Here is an 18631-nt window from a genome sequence, read left to right as displayed (position 1 = left end):
CATTTTATTTTTATGTTTTTCATGCTTTTTATAATGACCTTTTATGCGGTAAAATAAGCAGCTTCCCGCCTCCTGGTACTTGGAACAAATCAGATTTATGATAAAATAAATAAAAACAACTTGTGCAGTGGTGCATACAAGTTGTAAATTGGTATTAAGAGGATGACCGGATCGCTCTCATGGAAATTCAATAAAACAAATACATAGAAAAGCGAGGGGTAATTAATATGAAAAGTAAAACGTATCAGTTTTGGTTTGCCACGGGTTCACAGGATCTTTATGGGGAAGAGTGCTTGCGGGATGTGGCGGAGCATTCCCGGATCATAGTGGAAAGGCTCAATGCATGCGGCCGCCTTTCTTTTGAAGTGGTTTTAAAGCCGGTACTTATTGACAATATTTCCATCCGCAGCCTGTTTAATCAGGCCAACGGGGACGAGGAATGTGCGGGGGTTATTACCTGGATGCACACCTTTTCTCCGGCAAAGTCCTGGATTTTAGGGCTTCAGGAATACAGAAAGCCCCTGCTTCACCTTCACACCCAGTTTAACCGGGAGATTCCTTATGATGCCATTGACATGGATTTTATGAACGAAAACCAGTCTGCACACGGGGACAGGGAGTTCGGCCATATGGTTACAAGAATGGGAATTGAGAGAAAGGTTATTGCAGGCTTCTGGGATGACGAAAAGGTTCAGGACCGGATAGACTCCTGGATGCGGACTGCGGTAGGAATCATGGAAAGCAGCCATATCCGCGTGCTCCGGGTGGCGGACAACATGAGAAATGTTGCCGTTACCGAGGGAGATAAGGTAGAGGCTCAGATGAAGTTCGGCTGGGAGATCGATGCTTATCCGGTCAATGAAATCGAAGCTTACGTAAAGGATGTGGCAGCAGGGGATATCTCGGCTCTGGTGGAGGAGTATTACAGCAAATATGAAATCCTGCTGGAAGGAAGAGATCCTCAGGAGTTTAAAAACCACGTGGCTGTCCAGGCACAGATTGAGCTGGGCTTTGAACGGTTCTTAAAGGAGAAGAATTACCAGGCCATTGTTACCCATTTCGGAGATTTAGGCGCATTAAAGCAGCTTCCGGGCCTTGCAATCCAGCGTCTGATGGAAAAGGGTTACGGCTTTGGCGGCGAAGGGGACTGGAAGACAGCGGCCATGGTCCGTCTGATGAAAATCATGACAGCCGATATGAAGGATGCAAAGGGTACTTCCTTTATGGAAGACTACACCTACAACCTGGTTCCCGGAAAGGAAGGTATTCTTCAGGCTCATATGCTGGAGGTTTGCCCCTCCGTTGCCGACGGGAAAATAGGAATTAAGGTAAATCCTCTGTCCATGGGACAAAGGGAAGATCCTGCCCGCCTTGTATTTACGGCAAAGGAAGGAAGGGGAATCGCAACCTCCCTCATTGATCTTGGCAGCCGTTTCCGCCTGATTATCAATACTGTGAACTGCAAAAAGACGGAGCAGTCAATGCCTAAGCTTCCTGTTGCAACCGCTTTCTGGACACCGGAGCCAAACCTGACTACAGGAGCGGAAAGCTGGATTCTGGCCGGTGGAGCCCATCATACGGCATTTTCCTATGATCTGACAGCAGAACAGATGGGAGACTGGGCTGATGCCATGGGCATTGAAGCTGTTTACATAGACGAGAACACAACCATCAGAGATTTGAAAAATGAATTAAAGTGGAATTCTGCAGTATTCCGTTAAACAGGTCATGAAAGGCAAGAGGAGGGGGTTTCAATGGAGAAAAATATAATTGGGGCGGCTATACGGGAAGGCAGGACTGCCCTTGGAGTGGAGCTGGGCTCTACCAGGATCAAAGCTGTGCTGGTGGATGAAAATCATGAACCCATTGCTTCCGGAAGTCATGAGTGGGAAAATCAGTACATAGATGGAATCTGGACCTATTCGATTTCCGATATATGGAAAGGGGTGCAGGACAGCTACCGGAAGATGGCGGAAGCTGTAAAAGAGCAGTACGGAGAAACCCTGACAAATGTAGGCGCTATCTGCTTTTCTGCTATGATGCATGGATATATGGCCTCTGATAAAGCGGGGGAAATTCTGGTTCCTTTCCGTACCTGGAGAAATACCATGACAGAGGACGCTTCAAAAAAGCTGACGGAGTTGTTTTCCTACCAAATTCCCCAGAGATGGAGCATCGCCCATTTATACCAGGCCATTCTCAATAAAGAAGCACATGTGCCGGAGATTGATTATCTCGTCACTCTGGAAGGGTATGTGCACTGGAAGCTGACAGGAAAAAGAGTGCTGGGAATCGGAGACTGTTCAGGCATGTTTCCGGTGGACAGCGGCACAAAGGATTATCATGAACGGATGGTGAGGCAGTTTGACCAGCTGGTTTCCTCTGAAAATCTGCCCTGGAAGCTTCGGGATATTCTACCTCAGGTGCTGACCGCAGGAGAGGAAGCAGGTACCCTGACAGAAGAAGGAGCAAGACTCCTCGATCCAAGCGGCAATTTAAAGGCTGGAATACCCTTGTGTCCCCCGGAAGGAGACGCAGGGACCGGAATGACTGCCACCAACAGCGTAGCAAGAAGGACGGGAAATGTATCCGCCGGAACCAGTGTGTTTGCCATGGTGGTGCTGGAAAAAGAGCTTTCAAGGGTTTACCCAGAAATTGATCTGGTGACAACCCCTGCCGGGGATCCGGTTGCCATGGTCCACTGCAACAACTGTACTTCGGATTTAAATGCCTGGGTATCCCTGTTTGCGGAATTTGCGGAAACCATGGGAATAGAAACCGATAAAAACGTCCTGTTTTCCAATCTCTACCGGAAAGCCCTGGAAGGTGACAAAGACGGCGGAGGCCTCCTTTCTTACGGATATCTTTCAGGAGAGCATATCACTCATTTTGAAGAGGGGCGGCCTTTGTTTATCCGCACGCCGGAAAGCCGCTTTAATCTGGCAAATTTTATGAGGGTCCACTTATATACGGCTCTGGGAGCCTTAAAGATCGGAATGGATATTCTGTACGGCGAAGGGGTTGAACTGGATGCTCTTTTAGGTCATGGCGGTCTCTTTAAGACAAAGGAAGCAGGACAGCGGATCATGGCTGCTGCCATGGGTGTTCCGGTCTCTGTTATGGAGACTGCAGGAGAAGGAGGCGCCTGGGGAGCTGCTCTTCTGGCTTCTTACATGATCCAAAAGGGTGAGGAAGAGACTTTGGATCACTATCTGGCAGAAAAAGTATTTCATGGGAAATCGGGAATCAGAATAGAACCGGACCTTGAGGATGAAGCCGGCTTTGCCGTTTTTATGGAGCGGTACAAAAAAGGACTTTCTATTGAGCGGGCTGCAGTGGACAGCTTAAAGTGATTCTGGAAGAAGAAAGGAAGGGTTTGACATGTTGAAGGAATTGAAACGAGAAGTATATGAGGCCAACATGGAGCTTCCCAGAAAAGGACTTATTACTTACACATGGGGCAATGTCAGCGGCATTGACCGCAAAATGGGTCTTTTCGTTATCAAGCCCAGCGGAGTGGATTACGAAAAACTTACGCCGGAGGATATGGTGGTCATAGATATGGAGGGCAATAAGGTAGAGGGGAAATTAAATCCTTCCTCAGATACTGCCACTCATTTAGAGATATACAAGGCATTTGAAGCTGTCGGCGGAATCGTCCACACCCATTCTCCTATGGCAACCTCCTGGGCTCAGGCAGGAAGGGTTCTGCCTTGCTACGGCACCACCCATGCAGATTATTTCTCCGGTGAAATTCCCTGTGCCCGGAATCTCACCAGAGAAGAGATTGAGGAAGGATATGAAAAAAATACGGGACTGGTCATTATTGAGACGTTCAAAGGAATGGACCCCATGCACGTGCCTGCTGTTCTATGCAAAAACCACGGCCCTTTTACATGGGGAACCAATGCGGCCGATGCGGTTCATAATGCCGTTGTTTTGGAGGAGACCGCTAAGATGAGTCTCATGACTGAACTGTTAAATCCTCAGGTAACATCGGCTCCCCAGTGCATGCAGGATAAGCATTTTATGCGGAAGCATGGGCCCAATGCATATTACGGACAGAATTAATAGTAAGGAGTGCTATATGGCGGAGGACAATGGAAAAACAAAATATTACATGTTGATGGAAGAACTGAAAAAAGACATTATTTCAGGAAAAAGAAAGCCGGGGGACCGTTTGCCCTCGGAAAATGAACTGTCGTCCTCCTGCCATGTCAGCCGCCATACGGTGAGAAAAGCCCTTTCCATTCTGGAACAGGAGGGATTCATCGAGGCGGAGCATGGCCGGGGAACTTTTGTTTCCAGAAAAAGGTTTGGAAAAAAAGGTTCGGGCAACATTGCGGTAATTACTACCTACTTATCCGATTACATTTTCCCCCGGCTGATCCAGGGAATTGACCGGGTGCTTACTGCGGAGGGTTACAGCATCATACTGAAGAATACGGGAAACAGCAGGCGCCGGGAAATCAAGTGCATAGAGGAAATCCTTGAAAAGGATGTTGACGGCCTTATTATAGAGCCAAGCAAAAGCGAGATCATGTGCAGGCATAAGGGGCTGTATGACAAGCTGGATTTTTACGGCATTCCTTATGTGTTCATACAGGGATATTATGACCAGATGAAAGATAAGCCCCATATCCTGATGGATGACCGTATGGGCGGTTATCTGGTCACCAAACATCTGCTGGATCTGGGACATAAGCATATTCTGGGAATATTCAAAGCAGATGACAGCCAGGGAAAGGATCGGCACAAGGGCTATGTAAAGGCCATTCAGGAAGCAGAAATTCTTTATGATCCGGATATGGTGATCTGGTTCCATACGGAAGACCGCATGGCGAAGCCGTCAAGCATCTTAACGTATATGCTTGAGAAAGGCGCCCCCATAGACGGGATTGTCTGCTACAATGACCAGATTGCATTGGAGATCATAAAAACCATTGAAGAAAGCGGACGGTCGGTGCCGGGAGATATTTCCGTTACAGGCTATGACAATTCCTTTATAGCAGAAAACGGAAAGGTAAAACTGACCACCATTGCCCACCCCCAAGAGCGCTTGGGAGCCGTGGCAGCGGAGCTTCTTTTGGAAAAGATGAATGGCATCTCTGATGAAGAAAGTAAAGTGGAACGTATCCTGAAACCAGAGCTGGTGGTCCGGGAATCCTGCAGGGACCGCAGAGAGAAGACCGGATTGCCGAAGGGGGAAGGAAAATGATGAAGGTTTTTCTTGTAGAAGATGAAAAAATAGTCCGGGAGGGTATTAAGAACGGAATTCCATGGGGGAAATACGGGTTTGACTTTGCAGGCGAGGCCTCTGACGGAGAGCTGGCTTATCCGCTGATTTTGAAGTCAAAACCGGATATTCTGCTGACCGACATCCGGATGCCCTTTATGGATGGACTGGAACTGGCCGAAATGGTGAAAAAGGAGATCCCAGGCATTCATATCATATTTTTCAGCGGCTACGATGATTTTGAGTACGCAAAGCGGGCCATAAAAATAGGGGCATCGGATTACCTGTTAAAGCCTGTGACCAGTGTCCATCTTTTGGAGGCCCTGGAGCGCATGAGCGACACCATTATGCAGGAGAGAAGCGAAAGGGGCTACAAGCTGGAGTTTTTAAAGCAGCAGGAAGAGCGGAAGCGGATGGAAAGGGACAGGCTGTTTGACACCATTCTGTCGGGAAAAATGGGACTTCAGGAAATTCTTTTAAAAGGACAGGAGCACAGCCTGTCTTTAAGTGCGCCTATGTATAATTTGATCCTGTTCCAGGCAAAGGACTCCGGCGGTCAGGAGCAGTATTCGGACGAAGGGGTGATCTTTGACGAAAGGCTAAAGGAGGAGCTGGACAGCAGGGGAGATATAATCGGCTTTAACCGGCTGACGGAAGGCTATGCTTTCCTGGTCATGGGAAATGATCCGGAGGATTTAGAGAGGAAAGTTTTCTCCTGGAAACAGCTTCTGGCAGAGCTGGTGAGGGACTGTCCGGAGCTGGAGTATTTCGGGGGAATCGGAATGCCTGTCTCCAGACTCAGCGAGATTAAGTCCTGTTTTAAGGGAGCAAGCAGGGCTTATGCCTGCCGCTACATGCTGGAGCACAACCAGTTTCTTACGGCAGAGGAGGCGGTCCGGCTTCATGACGATTCCCAAAGAATCAGCATGGCCGGAATGGATATGAGCCGGCTGAGCAGGGACATCGTTCCCAACTTTCTTAAGAATGGTTCAGCGCCTGAGGTAAAGTATTTTGTGGAAGAATATGTAGACGCCTGCGGAAATAATTTTAAATCCCTGATATTCAGGCAGTACATTTTAATGGATGTGTATCTGGCGGCGGTGGGGTTTGTGACCCAGTTAGGCTTTGAACCGGAGCAGGTCATAAATGAGCTTGGAGATGCTCAGACCCTTCAGCCCAGCGCAGGCTCTGAGGAGTCGGCGGTTTCCTATACCCGGTCCATTCTTTCCAAAGCCATTAACTTAAGGAATACCTGCTCCCGGAAAAAGTACCGGCTGGTCCTTGAAAAAGCCAGGGATTATATGGGAGCCCATTACCAGGATGAAGACATTTCCTTAAATGCGGTGGCTTCTGTGGTCAACATCAGTCCCAACCATTTCAGCACCATTTTCAGTCAGGAAATGGGCATCACCTTTGTAGAATGTTTAACAAAACTTCGGATGGATGCGGCAAGGGAACTTCTATTAAAGACAGATTTAAGAACCTCGGAAATCGGTTACCAGGTGGGCTATAAGGACCCTCATTATTTCAGCTACTTATTTAAGAAGACTCATGGAATCACCCCAAAGGCATTTCGGTCAGGAGGAGAAAATGAAGCGCAAGCGTGATTCAATCAAAGCAAAAATACGGTCTATGCAGGCCATTGTCTTTATCCCAGTCATCATCATGATTGGGATATTGCTGTATGTAATGGCGTGGCAGAATGAACAGTACCGGCAGAGCATCCGGAATTTAACCATGGCTACGGAGTTTAATTTCGATTTTAAATCCAACATTGATTATAAGATGTACCGTATTGCCATAGGGGCGGATTCCTTTGATTCCTTAAATCCTTACGAGGACTTGGAAAGCTACAGAAAGCTGTTTGAACAGCTAAAGGACTCCACCCCTCAGGAGAGCAGCAAAAAGGGGCTGGACGGTATTCTGGTACTCATCGGCATCCTGGAAAAACGGATTGAGGATATCCGCACCAGCAGCGTCATCGGTGATTATGACCGGAATATGGAGCGTCTGGACAAGGACATTTACGTCATTACCGATTTGATTGAGGAAACCATGTCCGACTACATATACAGCGAGACAAATAACCTGGAGGCCATGCGAAAGAAGCTGGATGCCCAGATCCGGCAGGTCATTGCCTTGTGTATTGTGATTTGCGCTTACATCATCGTGTTCCTTATGATTTCCTTCACCACCTTTGGAAAGAAGATCACAAAGCCCATTGAGGAATTGTGCGCCTATACCATGGAGATTGCCAGCGGAAGCTTAAAGGTCAGCGCCCCTAAGAGCAATATTGAGGAAATTCAGACCTTAAGCGACCAGTATGACCATATGGTGTTCCGCATCGGGGAGCTGCTTGACCATGTGAGGCAGGAGCAGGAACTGAAAAGGAAGACGGAGCTGAAGCTTCTCCAGGCTCAGATCAACCCTCATTTTCTTTATAATACCCTGGACACCATTGTCTGGCTGGCAGAGGGAAAACGCCATCAGGAGGTGGTGGAAATGGTAACGGCCCTTTCTTCTTTCCTGCGGATGGGACTTAACAACGGGCGGGATTTTATTGCTATAAGAGGGGAGGCGGAGCACATAAACAGCTACCTCCAGATCCAGCATTTCCGGTATGAGGATATTCTGGATTATGAAATTGACTTTGAAGAGGGAATCATGGATTTTTCCATTATGAAGCTGACCCTTCAGCCCATTGTGGAAAATGCCCTTTATCACGGCATCAAGAACTGCAGGAAAAAGGGTTTTTTAAAGATCAGCGGCTGGCAGGAAGGAAATGACATTTTTTTAAGGGTAGAGGATAATGGAATCGGCATGAAGCCTGAGTCCCTCTTAAAAATGCAGAAGCTGGTGAGCAGGGGAGGAGAGGATGTGGACATGCGGGAAGGCTTTGGCATAGCCAATGTGGCGGAGAGGATCAGGCTTAATTTCGGAGCAGACTACGGCCTTTCTGTAGAAAGCCAATACGGGGTGGGGACCTCTGTTACGGTACAGATTCCGGCGGTTCAGAGATCTGCCTAAAAAAATCAACCTTTTTCCGAAAAAATCCAACTTTTTGAAGGAATAGGCTTTAAAGGCGTAAGAAACTCAACTGTTTGCAAAAGATTTTCCATTGAGAAATATGGGGCAAAAAGCTATGATACAGGCAGATACAAAAACAGCAGACACTATATCAAACGGAGGGAAAGATATGAAGAGAAGATTACTCAGCTTTATGACGGCGGCAACCATGACCGCAGCCGTGGTTTTATCCGGATGCAGCGGCTCCCAGACAGCCACCACCACAGCGGCGGCTTCCGCGGAAACCAAGGCAGCCGAAACTACAAAGGCAGAAGCAGGGGGAACCGCAGGGGAACAGATCGCAGTAGGCTTTTCACAGGTAGGTGCGGAGTCTGACTGGAGAACGGCAAATACCGAATCCATGAAATCCACCTTTACGGAAGCCAACGGCTATAAGCTGATTTTTGACGATGCCCAGCAGAAACAGGAAAACCAGTTAAAGGCGGTCCGCAACTTTATTCAGCAGGATGTGGATTATATCGTAATCGCTCCGGTTACGGAAACCGGATGGGATACTGTGTTACAGGAAGCAAAGGATGCCGGAATACCGGTCATTATCGTTGACCGTATGATCGACGTATCCGACGATTCCTTATATACCGCATGGGTTGGCTCCAACTTCCTTCAGGAAGGCTATGATGCGGTTGCATGGCTTGATGATTACTTAAAGAAAAATAACCGTGCAGACGAGGACATCAATATTGTAACTCTTCAGGGTACCATCGGCTCCTCCGCACAGATCGGACGTACTGACGGTGTGGAAGAAAAGATGAAGGATCACCCCAGCTGGAAGATGTTAGAGCGCCAGACCGGCGAATTCACCCAGGCAAAGGGCCAGGAGGTTATGGAATCCTTCTTAAAGACTTATGATGACATCGATGTTGTAATTGCAGAGAATGACAATATGGCTTTCGGAGCCATTGATGCCATCAAGGCGGCTGGAAAGACCTGCGGACCTGATGGAGACATTATCATCATTTCCTTTGATGCGGTTGCGGCAGCCTTTGACGCCATGATCGCCGGAGACATGAACGTATCCGTAGAATGCAACCCGCTTCACGGTCCCCGCGTATCTGAAATCATTCAGAAGCTGGAAAAGGGCGAAAGCGTTGACAAGATTGCATACGTACAGGAAGGCGTATATCCGGCAGATACTGCAGCAGCAGAGAAACCAAAGCGCGCATATTAATCCCCCGGCCGTCTGCGGCAGAAAGAGGATGAAAGCAGAATAAACAGGTGCAGGGGCAGGGAGGTTTTTAGTTCTCCTCCCCGCACCTTTTTTAATCCCAAAGGCTGTCCGCAAGGCAGAGAGCGGGAGGAAAGGAAGAGGTTTCAATGGCGAAGGAAATTGTATTAACCATGCGCAGCATATCGAAAACATTTCCAGGCGTCCAGGCCCTGGATCATGTGGATTTTACCTTGAGAGGCGGGGAAATCCATGCTCTCATGGGGGAAAACGGAGCGGGAAAGTCCACCCTCATCAAGGTCCTAACAGGGGTGGAAGAGTTTGAAACAGGAGAAATAATCATTGCCGGAATCGAGGGCAGCATTATAAACCACTCGCCTCAGGAGGCCCAGGCACATGGGATCAGTACTGTGTACCAGGAGGTAAACCTCTGTCCCAATTTATCTGTGGCCGAGAACTTATTTATCGGGAGGGAGCCCAGACATGGGGGGCTGATCGACTGGAAGACCATGAATAAAAAGGCAAAGGAGCTTTTGGAAAGCCTGGATATCCACATCGACGTTACCAGAGCCCTGGAGAATTACTCCATTGCCTTACAGCAGATGTTTGCCATTGCAAGGGCAGTGGATATGTCGGCAAAGGTTCTGATTTTAGATGAACCCACCTCTTCTCTTGACGACAATGAGGTGGAGAAGCTGTTTAAACTGATGAACCGCTTAAAGGGGGAAGGAGTGGGTATTATATTTGTCACTCATTTTCTGGAACAGGTCTATGCGGTCTGCGACAGGATCACCGTCTTAAGAAACGGAGGTCTGGTAGGGGAATATGAAACAGAAAAGCTTCCAAGGGTACAACTGGTGGCAAAAATGATGGGAAAGGATTTCGACGATCTGTCTGCCATAAAGAAGGGGGAAGAGGCAAAGGTCCAATCCCGGGATGTGGTTATTGACGCAAAGGGCGTCGGAAGGCAGGGTACTATAAAGCCTTATGACTTACAGGTGCATAAGGGAGAAGTAATCGGCCTTACGGGCCTCTTAGGCTCCGGCCGCTCGGAGCTTGCCAGAAGCTTATACGGTGCGGATAAGCCGGACAGCGGGGAGCTGAAAGTAAACGGAAAGGCGGTTTCGGTCAATACTCCCCTTGATGCCATGATGGCCGGAATGGCTTATCTTCCTGAGAACCGGAAGGAGGAGGGGATTGTGGCGGATTTGTCTGTCAGGGACAATATCATCCTGGCCCTTCAGGCAAAAAGGGGAATGTTTCGCTTGATTGGAAGAAAAGAGCAGGAAGAGCTTGCGGATAAATATATAAAGCTTTTACAGATCAAGACAGCCACCATGGAAACTCCCATCAAGAGCTTAAGCGGAGGAAACCAGCAAAAAGTCATCTTAGGCAGGTGGCTTCTCACAGACCCGGATTTTCTCATTCTGGATGAACCGACGCGGGGAATTGATGTGGGAACCAAGACAGAGATCCAGAAGCTGGTGGTAAAGCTGGCCCAGGAGGGGAAGTCGGTGATGTTCATTTCCTCTGAAATAGAAGAGATGCTGCGCACCTGCAGCCGTATGGCGGTGCTCCGGGATGGGCAGAAGGTGGGAGAGCTGGGAGAGGAAGAACTGGGCCAGAACAGCATTATGAAAGCCATTGCAGGAGGTGAGAGAGATGAATAAGATACCGGTAATTATAAAGAGATTAACAGGATACCGCCTGTTTCTGCCTCTGTTCTGCCTCGTTCTTGTGCTGCTTTCAAACCTTATAAAGACTCCTGGTTTTTTTGATGTGACCATAAAAAACGGTGTTTTGTATGGCTACATCATTGATGTGATCAACCGGGCCAGCGATCTGGTGATTCTGGCTGTGGGGATGACCCTGGTGGTGGCTGCGTCAGGAGGTACGGATATTTCCGTGGGAGCAGTCATGTCCGTGGCAGGGGCGGTGTGCTGCTTTATTCTGGCAGGGGGTCAGCAGACAGTCAATGAGTTTCAGAATCCTTATTTGCTGGGAGTCCTGGCAGCAGCAGGGGCCGGAATTTTATGCGGCTGTTTTAACGGATTTCTGGTGGCAAGGCTGCGGATTCAGCCTATGGTGGCCACCCTCATATTATTTACGGCAGGCAGGGGGATTGCCCAGCTCATCACAAAGGGACAGATTACGTATATCCGTGTGGAGTCCTATAAGATGCTGGGAGCCAGCATTCCGGGAATTCCAATTCCCACTCCGGTTTTTGTGGCACTGATCGTGGTGGTGCTGACTTATGTCCTGTTAAAAAAAACCACTCTGGGGCTTTATATCCAGACGGTGGGCATTAATTCCAGGGCCTCCAGGCTTATGGGAATTAAGTCTGCCAGGATTATATTCCTTTCTTATGCATTCTGCGGCTTATGTGCCGGCATATCAGGGCTGGTGGCCTCTTCCAGGATTTATTCGGCGGATGCCAACAACATCGGTCTGAACCTGGAACTGGATGCCATCCTTGCGGTAGCTCTGGGAGGAAACAGCCTGGGAGGCGGTAAATTTTCCCTGCTGGGAAGCGTTATCGGCGCTTATACCATTCAGGCCTTAAGCACCACCTTATACGCTATGGGAGTTTCTCCGGACCAGATTCCTGTTTACAAGGCTGCGGTGGTGGTCATTATTGTGGCTCTCCAGTCGGCAGAGCTTAAGAGGCTGGTAAAAAAGCTTCAGGCAGGCCGTGAAGCCGGAAGGAAGGTGGCTTAGATGAAGAACAAGGGAAAAATCGACGGAAAAGTATTTCTGCTCATGATTACCATTGCCCTGTTTGCAGTGATGTACATAGCCGGAATGGTTATCTTCAGCGGCAAGGGGTTTGCAAAGCCCCAGGTATTTTTAAACCTTTTTATTTCCAATGCAGGCCTGATCGTCATTGCTGCAGGCATGACCATGGTCATGATCACCGGAGGAATTGATATTTCCGTCGGTTCGGTGGTAGCACTGACCTGTATGATGATGGCCTGGATGATGGAAATAAAGGGAATAGGAGCTGTTCCAGCCCTTCTGGCAGTTCTGGTCATGGGCCTTGTTTTCGGTCTGGCACAGGGATTTTTCATCGCATATTTAAAAATACAGCCCTTTATCGTGACCCTGGCGGGGATGTTTTTTGCAAGAGGAATGACGGCCATCATCAGCCAGGAAATGATAAGCGTGAAAAATGAGATGTTTTTGAAGTGGGCAAAAAGCAAGATCAATTTAACCTTTCTGGGGGGCACTGTCAATAAAAAGGGTGTGGTTAACTATCCCTTTATTTATCCCAGCGTAATAATCGCCCTGGCGGTGCTGGTACTGGTGTTTGTGCTGTTGAAATATACAAAATTCGGCCGGGCCGTTTATGCAGTAGGCGGAAATGAACAGTCGGCCCTGATGATGGGACTGAATGTGAGGAAAACAAAACTTCTGGTGTATGTTATGAACGGTTTTTTATGTGCCCTGGGCGGTTTTCTGTTTGCCTTAAATACCTGTGCCGGGTTTGTGGAGCAGGCCAAAGGATTTGAAATGGAGGCCATTGCCTCTGCGGTCATTGGCGGAACTCTTTTGACCGGCGGTGTGGGAAATGTGTTCGGAAGCCTGTTTGGGGTTTTGATAAAGGGGACGATTGAAACATTTATCACCTTTCAGGGAACACTATCCTCCTGGTGGACTAAGATTACCATTGCGGCACTGCTGGCTTTCTTTATTATTTTGCAAAGTTTGTTTGCAAAAGCAAAGGAGAAGTAGAACCAGATAAAGATAAGAAAAAGCAAAATGCGCCAGGGATTGTTCCTGACGCATTTTGCTTTTTGCCCCGCTTATAAGATCATGACGAAGGTTCCTGCTGTAATCAGAAGAATTCCAATGAGCTTTTTTATGGTGATCTGCTCATGGAGAATCAAAAAAGCCAGAAGAACCGTCAGGACAATGCTCAGCTTATCCACAGGGGCTACCTTTGAAGCTTCTCCCATCTGGAGGGCTTTGTAATAACAGATCCAGGATGCTCCGGTGGCAATGCCGGACAGGATGAGAAACATCCAGCTTTTTTTGCTGATTTCAGAAATTCCGCTTTGGGCTCCCGTTAAGAAGACGATCAGCCATGCCATCAGCACCACAACAATCGTCCGGATTGCCGTAGCCAGATTGGAATTGACTCCGTTGATGCCCATTTTAGCCAGAATAGAAGTGAAGGCGGCAAAAATAGAGGAAAGAAGAGCAAAAAAGAACCACATAAACAAGCCTCCTGTATGAATGTATTTACTGTATATTTTATTGTAGCTCTGTTTGGGAAAAGCTGCAATACAATTTTTAAAGAAAACCGGTTGACAGATGGAAACAAATGTAGTATCATAAATAAAGTTGTGAGAACAACAGACAGGAAAGTAGGTATCCGCCTCACCACGGCACGAGTAAGTGACCCTGGTTCATAGCCTTTGGTACGTAGGTGTACTGTGTAGAGACTTTGGTGGTGGATAGCGTTTGTCTATCTACTTTTTTTATGCCTTCGGGCGCATGTGGATTCCAGCCAACACACACTATATGATGGAGGTGCACGACAATTAGCGATTTAATGATTAATGAACAGATCAGAGACAAGGAAATTCTGTTGATTGGTGAAAACGGTGAAAAATTAGGAGTTATGGCTACCAAGGATGCTATGCAGATGGCAAAAGATGCAGAACTGGATTTGGTAAAGATCGCCCCAACCGCAAAGCCGCCGGTTTGTAAGATTATCGATTACGGTAAATACCGCTATGAATTGGCAAGAAAAGAAAAAGAAGCTAAAAAGAAACAGAAGGTAATCGAAATAAAAGAAGTTCGCTTATCTCCGAACATTGATACCAACGATTTAAATACAAAGATGGGCGCCGCAAGGAAGTTCCTCGAAAAAGGAGATAAAGTAAAGGTAACCTTACGTTTCAGAGGTCGTGAGATGGCGCATATGTCAAAGTCAAAGTATATTCTGGATGATTTTGCTGAGAAATTATCAGATATTGCAACCATTGACAAGCCATCTAAAGTAGAAGGAAGAAGCATGGTTATGTTTTTAAATGCTAAACGCTGACGAACATTATCAAGGAGGAAAATACAATGCCTAAATTAAAAACAAGCAAAGCAGCTGCAAAACGTTTCAAAGTTACAGGAACAGGAAAGCTTGTAAGAAATAAAGCTTACAAATCTCACATCTTAACTAAGAAATCCGCTAAGAGAAAAAGAAATCTTAGAAAAGATATTGTTACTGATGCAACCAACGCAAAAGTAATGAAGAAGATTTTACCATATTTATAATTTCTTAGATTAAGAAGGAGGAAAAACCGATGGCAAGAATTAAAGGCGGTATGAACGCTAGAAAAAAACATAACAGAGTGTTAAAGATGGCTAAAGGCTACAGAGGCGCTCGTTCCAAACAGTATAGAATTGCAAAGCAGTCCGTAATGAGAGCATTAACAAGCTCCTATGCAGGCAGAAAAGAAAGAAAGAGACAGTTCAGACAGTTATGGATTGCACGTATCAACGCTGCAGCCCGTATCAATGGATTATCTTACAGCGTATTTATGCACGGCTTAAAGCTGGCAGGCGTTGACTTAAACAGAAAAGTTCTGGCTGACATGGCAGTTAACGATGCAGCAGGCTTTGCTAAGCTGGCAGAAGTAGCTAAGAGCAAGGTAGCTTAATAGAAAAAAGACAGAAACTCCGTATACCCCATGGGTGCGGAGTTTTTTTGCTATTCACACCTCGTCTATGCGTCCCATATCATATAATATAATCCATAGAAGAGAGGTACTGAGTATGAGTTGTTTTGGTGGATGCAGAAATAACTGCGGCTGCAATAACAATTGCAATAATAGCTGTAATAATAATTGTAACAATAGCTGTAATAATAATTGTAACAATAGCTGTAGAGATAAAGAAAAAGAGTGGGAAGAAGCAAGGAACAGAGCTTACTGGGCCGGTTATAAAGATGGATGTAAAAATTCCTGCTGCCGCTGGCTTAACGAAGATGACAATAATTGCCGCTGATCATGATACTGCTGAAATAAAAAGAGTGCAGATGTTTATCTGCACTTTTTGCATGAAAAAACTCCCCGAGTAGGACTTGAACCTACGACCCAACGGTTAACAGCCGTTTGCTCTACCGACTGAGCTATCGAGGAATACATGATATATTATACTCAAAAAAAGAAATCTGTCAATAGAAAAGCAATAAAAAAAGTGCGGGAGATGGGACTTGAACCCACACGATCATACAACCACAAGATCCTTAGTCTTGCCTGTCTGCCAATTCCAGCACTCCCGCACAACGATAGTAATTTTATCACTTCCGGAAGGAATTGTCAATGTTTTTTGAAAAGTATATACAAAAAAATAATTTTAAAAATATGGGAAAATGTTGTTGACATATGAGGGCCTGTATAATATAATAACTATTGTTGCTGCGGAAGCGGTAACAAAATGCAGAAGTGGCGGAATTGGCAGACGCGCACGGTTCAGGTCCGTGTGGTAGCAATACCTTGAGGGTTCGACTCCCTTCTTCTGCATGAAACCTTACAGAAAGTCATGGCTGTTGGGTTTGACATTTACATGACATGCGGGAGTGCTGGAATTGGCAGACAGGCAAGACTAAGGATCTTGTGGTTGTATGATCGTGTGGGTTCAAGTCCCATCTCCCGCATTATTATTTTTATAAGAAGAGGCTGATTACTGATGATCGGCCTCTTTTGTTTTTATAATAAAATACAGAAATCAAATAAATTTTCAGGAGGGGTACGTACCGATGGGATATAAGGTACTGGTAGCGGACGATGAATACATCATCCGCCGGGGGATTATCAGTTTTTTAAAACAATACGGTGATTTTGAGCTGGCAGCAGAGGCAGAGGATGGGGAAATGGCCCTTGAGCTGGCAAAGAGCATTTCTCCGGATGTCTATTTCGTTGACATTAACATGCCGTTTCTAAATGGCCTGCAATTTATAAAACAATTAAAGGAAACGAATCCAAAGGCTGTGGTGGTGATCATCACCGGGTATGACCGGTTTGATTATGCCAGGGAAGCCCTGAAGCTGGGGGTCTTTGAATATCTTCTCAAGCCTCTCATGGAAGGTCCCTTTGATGAGATGATGAAACGGGTCCGGGAAAGGCTCCAGAAAGAGGAGAGCGAAGACAAGTACTTAGACTGGGCGAAAAGCATGCTGGCACAAAACCGCACCTATCTTGCCTCCAACTTTTTACAGAAAGCTCTGGAAGGCCATTATACGAGGGAAGAAATTAGAGAGCGTGCCCAATACTTAAATCTGCTCCTTCCCGAACCCTTTACGGTCACGGTTGTTTCTCTGGAATATTTGAAAACAGAAGACGTAAAAAGCACCTGGAATGAAGACCTGCTTTTCTTTGTTGCTGAAAACATTGCAAATGAAATGTTCCTGGGCCTTGAAAATCCCTGCAGTTGTCAGGACAGGCATGGAAATCTGGTAGTGGTCTCAAAAGCTGCGGCTCAGGAAAGGGCAGAAGGACAGGTGGCGGCCTACTGCAATATGCTGGAGACTCATTTACCGGTGCGCAGTACGGTCATGCAGGTAAACGGCGATGATTACGGGACTCTGGCTGAGACGTATGAAACGGCTGTCAGCCGCTTAAAGGAGCTGGAAACAGGTTCTTCCGTCATCAAGGATGTGAAACTCTATATTGAAGACAACTATTCCAGAGAGGACTTTTCCTTCCAGGATGCGGCAGGCCATGTGAACCTGTCTGTTCCCCATTTAAGCCGGATGTTCCGAAAAGAGATGGGAGTCACCTTTATCGATTACCTGACCAGCGTGAGAATCCGCAAGGCCATCGAGCTTTTGCACAACAATGAATTGAAGATTTACGAAATTGCGGAGATGACCGGGTATGCGAACCAGCATTATTTCAGCAATGTATTTAAAAAGAATTTAGGGGTCAGCCCTGCGGAATACCGCAGGTTTATAAAAAATGACAGCCAGCCTTCCGCCATGCAATGATTTTATACCTTTTACTCAAATTATTGCAAAGACTTTTTATCCTCCTTCCTGCATAATAAATATATAGTTGAAAGAAAAAAGGAGGATCATGAAAATGAAAAAAAGATTTTTAAGCGTATTGCTTTGTGCGTCCATGGCAGCGGTTTCCTTAGCAGCCTGCGGCGGAGCCAGCACTTCAGCGACCACAGCAGCTCCCCAGACCACAGCGGCACAGAGCGAGACCACAGCAAAGGCAGAGGAGACAACTGCCAAAGCTGCTGACACAGCAGGAGAAAAGCTGGTAGTAGGATTTGCCCAGATCGGCCAGGAATCCGGATGGCGTGATGCAGAAACCCTTTCTATCCAGACGTATGCATCTGAGAATGCGGATAAGGTAGAACTTCTTTTTGCTGATGCACAGCAGAAGCAGGAAAACCAGATCAAGGCAATCAAGAACTTCATTGAGCAGGGCGTAGATGTCATCGGTCTTGCACCGGTAGTAGAAACCGGATGGGACCAGGTATTTGCTGAGGCTAAAGAAGCCGGAATCCCGATCATTCTTCTGGACCGCAGAGCAGATGTGGGCGAAGACTTATACGCAACCTTCATCGGTTCCGACTTCATTGAAGAAGGAAAGATGGCAGCTCAGGAAATGGCAAAACTGATTGGCGAAGAAGGCAAGATCGTTGAGCTGGAAGGAACCGTAGGCGCTTCCGCAGCAACTGACCGTAAGACCGGATTTGACGATGAAATCAAAGCAACCTATCCTAAAATTGAAATCGTAGCTTCCCAGACCGGTGATTTCACCAGAGCTTTGGGAAAAGAAGTTATGGAGTCTTTCTTAAAGTCCAACAAGGACATCAAGGGTGTTTATGCACATAACGACGATATGGCTCTTGGAGCAATCGAAGCAATCAAAGAAGCTGGATTAAAGCCAGGCGAAGACATCAAGATCGTTTCTATCGACGGTGTACGCGCAATCTTTGAAGCAATGGCAGCCGGAGAGGCTAACTGTACCGTAGAGTGCAATCCTCTGCTTGGACCGCTTTTATTTGAAACTGCAGCAAAGCTGAAAGCTGGCGAGACTGTTGAGAAATGGGTAAAATCGGTTGATGGCGTATTCACTGCTGACATGGCAGCCGAAGCACTTCCAAACCGTAAATATTAAACCGCGGGG

At 46.9% G+C, this 18631-nt stretch carries 17 protein-coding genes and 4 tRNA genes; 18 read left to right on the top strand and 3 right to left on the bottom strand.

The window, feature by feature from the left end:
- The first annotated feature begins 227 nt into the window (after positions 1–227).
- The 10 genes from araA (at position 228) to QM657_RS14320 (ending at position 13220) form a co-directional block, all read left to right on the top strand.
- Positions 228–1721 (top strand): L-arabinose isomerase, encoded by a 1494-nt coding sequence (gene araA, locus QM657_RS14365; RefSeq protein WP_415067384.1) that lies wholly within the window; start codon positions 228–230, stop codon positions 1719–1721.
- A 33-nt stretch (positions 1722–1754) separates the two neighbouring features.
- A complete protein-coding gene (locus QM657_RS14360) occupies positions 1755–3353 on the top strand; it encodes a xylulokinase (protein ID WP_415067383.1) in 1599 nt (532 codons plus the stop codon).
- Between the two features lie 28 nt (positions 3354–3381).
- Positions 3382–4071 carry an L-ribulose-5-phosphate 4-epimerase gene (locus tag QM657_RS14355; RefSeq protein WP_415067382.1) on the top strand — a complete coding sequence of 230 codons (690 nt, stop codon included), beginning with the start codon at positions 3382–3384 and terminating at the stop codon, positions 4069–4071.
- Between the two features lie 16 nt (positions 4072–4087).
- Positions 4088–5218 (top strand): GntR family transcriptional regulator, encoded by a 1131-nt coding sequence (locus tag QM657_RS14350; RefSeq protein WP_415067381.1) that lies wholly within the window; start codon positions 4088–4090, stop codon positions 5216–5218.
- Positions 5215–6843: a response regulator transcription factor gene (locus QM657_RS14345; protein ID WP_415067380.1), complete on the top strand. Its 1629-nt coding sequence runs from the start codon at positions 5215–5217 to the stop codon at positions 6841–6843. The genes QM657_RS14350 and QM657_RS14345 overlap by 4 nt, the downstream gene beginning before the upstream one ends.
- Positions 6827–8263 carry a sensor histidine kinase gene (locus tag QM657_RS14340; protein ID WP_415067379.1) on the top strand — a complete coding sequence of 479 codons (1437 nt, stop codon included), beginning with the start codon at positions 6827–6829 and terminating at the stop codon, positions 8261–8263. The genes QM657_RS14345 and QM657_RS14340 overlap by 17 nt, the downstream gene beginning before the upstream one ends.
- 169 nt (positions 8264–8432) lie before the next feature.
- Positions 8433–9491 (top strand): ABC transporter substrate-binding protein, encoded by a 1059-nt coding sequence (locus QM657_RS14335; protein WP_415067378.1) that lies wholly within the window; start codon positions 8433–8435, stop codon positions 9489–9491.
- 146 nt (positions 9492–9637) lie between these two features.
- Positions 9638–11158: a sugar ABC transporter ATP-binding protein gene (locus QM657_RS14330; RefSeq protein ID WP_415067377.1), complete on the top strand. Its 1521-nt coding sequence runs from the start codon at positions 9638–9640 to the stop codon at positions 11156–11158.
- Positions 11151–12206 (top strand): ABC transporter permease, encoded by a 1056-nt coding sequence (locus QM657_RS14325; protein ID WP_415067376.1) that lies wholly within the window; start codon positions 11151–11153, stop codon positions 12204–12206. The genes QM657_RS14330 and QM657_RS14325 overlap by 8 nt, the downstream gene beginning before the upstream one ends.
- Positions 12207–13220, top strand: coding sequence for an ABC transporter permease subunit (locus QM657_RS14320; protein WP_415067375.1), 1014 nt, complete (start codon positions 12207–12209; stop codon positions 13218–13220).
- 71 nt (positions 13221–13291) lie between these two features.
- On the opposite strand, the gene QM657_RS14315 is transcribed toward QM657_RS14320, so the two are convergent.
- Complete coding sequence (locus tag QM657_RS14315) at positions 13292–13705, bottom strand: EamA family transporter (RefSeq protein ID WP_415067374.1); 414 nt, start codon at positions 13703–13705, stop codon at positions 13292–13294.
- A gap of 338 nt (positions 13706–14043) precedes the next feature.
- Between QM657_RS14315 and infC the strand changes: the two genes are divergently transcribed.
- The 4 genes from infC to QM657_RS14295 all read left to right on the top strand — a co-directional run bounded on the left by infC (position 14044) and on the right by QM657_RS14295 (position 15567).
- Positions 14044–14538, top strand: a complete 495-nt coding sequence (gene infC, locus QM657_RS14310; RefSeq protein WP_415067373.1) for a translation initiation factor IF-3 — start codon at positions 14044–14046, stop codon at positions 14536–14538.
- Positions 14539–14564: 26 nt separating this feature from the next.
- Positions 14565–14762, top strand: a complete 198-nt coding sequence (gene rpmI / locus QM657_RS14305; RefSeq protein ID WP_158373643.1) for a 50S ribosomal protein L35 — start codon at positions 14565–14567, stop codon at positions 14760–14762.
- Between the two features lie 29 nt (positions 14763–14791).
- A complete protein-coding gene (rplT, locus tag QM657_RS14300; protein WP_333649766.1) occupies positions 14792–15148 on the top strand; it encodes a 50S ribosomal protein L20 in 357 nt (118 codons plus the stop codon).
- Between the two features lie 125 nt (positions 15149–15273).
- Entirely contained in the window at positions 15274–15567 is a 294-nt protein-coding gene (locus tag QM657_RS14295; protein WP_415067372.1) for a hypothetical protein, read from the top strand.
- Here QM657_RS14295 and QM657_RS14290 read toward each other — a convergent pair.
- A tRNA-Asn gene (locus QM657_RS14290) sits at positions 15556–15628 on the bottom strand. The genes QM657_RS14295 and QM657_RS14290 overlap by 12 nt on opposite strands.
- Before the next feature lie 59 nt (positions 15629–15687).
- Positions 15688–15771 (bottom strand) — tRNA-Leu (locus QM657_RS14285).
- A 157-nt stretch (positions 15772–15928) separates the two neighbouring features.
- Here QM657_RS14285 and QM657_RS14280 point away from each other — a divergent pair.
- The 4 genes from QM657_RS14280 to QM657_RS14265 all read left to right on the top strand — a co-directional run bounded on the left by QM657_RS14280 (position 15929) and on the right by QM657_RS14265 (position 18622).
- Positions 15929–16012: transfer RNA gene (locus QM657_RS14280), tRNA-Leu, on the top strand.
- 50 nt (positions 16013–16062) lie between these two features.
- Positions 16063–16146, top strand: a tRNA-Leu gene (locus QM657_RS14275).
- A gap of 102 nt (positions 16147–16248) precedes the next feature.
- Positions 16249–17475, top strand: a complete 1227-nt coding sequence (locus QM657_RS14270) for a response regulator (RefSeq protein WP_415067371.1) — start codon at positions 16249–16251, stop codon at positions 17473–17475.
- A gap of 94 nt (positions 17476–17569) precedes the next feature.
- Positions 17570–18622, top strand: coding sequence for a substrate-binding domain-containing protein (locus tag QM657_RS14265; protein WP_415067370.1), 1053 nt, complete (start codon positions 17570–17572; stop codon positions 18620–18622).
- Positions 18623–18631: the final 9 nt, after the last annotated feature.

Source organism: Lacrimispora sp. (assembly GCF_047605665.1).
GTDB lineage: Bacteria > Bacillota > Clostridia > Lachnospirales > Lachnospiraceae > Lacrimispora.
This window is presented reverse-complemented; position numbering and strand designations above follow the sequence as displayed.

Bases quoted from the DNA above. Each gene is read 5' to 3' on its own strand.
- araA (WP_415067384.1), top strand. From the start codon at position 228: ATGAAAAGTAAAACGTATCAGTTTTGGTTTGCCACGGGTTCACAGGAT.
- QM657_RS14360 (WP_415067383.1), top strand. From the start codon at position 1,755: ATGGAGAAAAATATAATTGGGGCGGCTATACGGGAAGGCAGGACTGCC.
- QM657_RS14355 (WP_415067382.1), top strand. From the start codon at position 3,382: ATGTTGAAGGAATTGAAACGAGAAGTATATGAGGCCAACATGGAGCTT.
- QM657_RS14350 (WP_415067381.1), top strand. From the start codon at position 4,088: ATGGCGGAGGACAATGGAAAAACAAAATATTACATGTTGATGGAAGAA.
- QM657_RS14345 (WP_415067380.1), top strand. From the start codon at position 5,215: ATGATGAAGGTTTTTCTTGTAGAAGATGAAAAAATAGTCCGGGAGGGT.
- QM657_RS14340 (WP_415067379.1), top strand. From the start codon at position 6,827: ATGAAGCGCAAGCGTGATTCAATCAAAGCAAAAATACGGTCTATGCAG.
- QM657_RS14335 (WP_415067378.1), top strand. From the start codon at position 8,433: ATGAAGAGAAGATTACTCAGCTTTATGACGGCGGCAACCATGACCGCA.
- QM657_RS14330 (WP_415067377.1), top strand. From the start codon at position 9,638: ATGGCGAAGGAAATTGTATTAACCATGCGCAGCATATCGAAAACATTT.
- QM657_RS14325 (WP_415067376.1), top strand. From the start codon at position 11,151: ATGAATAAGATACCGGTAATTATAAAGAGATTAACAGGATACCGCCTG.
- QM657_RS14320 (WP_415067375.1), top strand. From the start codon at position 12,207: ATGAAGAACAAGGGAAAAATCGACGGAAAAGTATTTCTGCTCATGATT.
- QM657_RS14315 (WP_415067374.1), bottom strand. From the start codon at position 13,705: ATGTGGTTCTTTTTTGCTCTTCTTTCCTCTATTTTTGCCGCCTTCACT.
- infC (WP_415067373.1), top strand. From the start codon at position 14,044: ATGATTAATGAACAGATCAGAGACAAGGAAATTCTGTTGATTGGTGAA.
- rpmI (WP_158373643.1), top strand. From the start codon at position 14,565: ATGCCTAAATTAAAAACAAGCAAAGCAGCTGCAAAACGTTTCAAAGTT.
- rplT (WP_333649766.1), top strand. From the start codon at position 14,792: ATGGCAAGAATTAAAGGCGGTATGAACGCTAGAAAAAAACATAACAGA.
- QM657_RS14270 (WP_415067371.1), top strand. From the start codon at position 16,249: ATGGGATATAAGGTACTGGTAGCGGACGATGAATACATCATCCGCCGG.
- QM657_RS14265 (WP_415067370.1), top strand. From the start codon at position 17,570: ATGAAAAAAAGATTTTTAAGCGTATTGCTTTGTGCGTCCATGGCAGCG.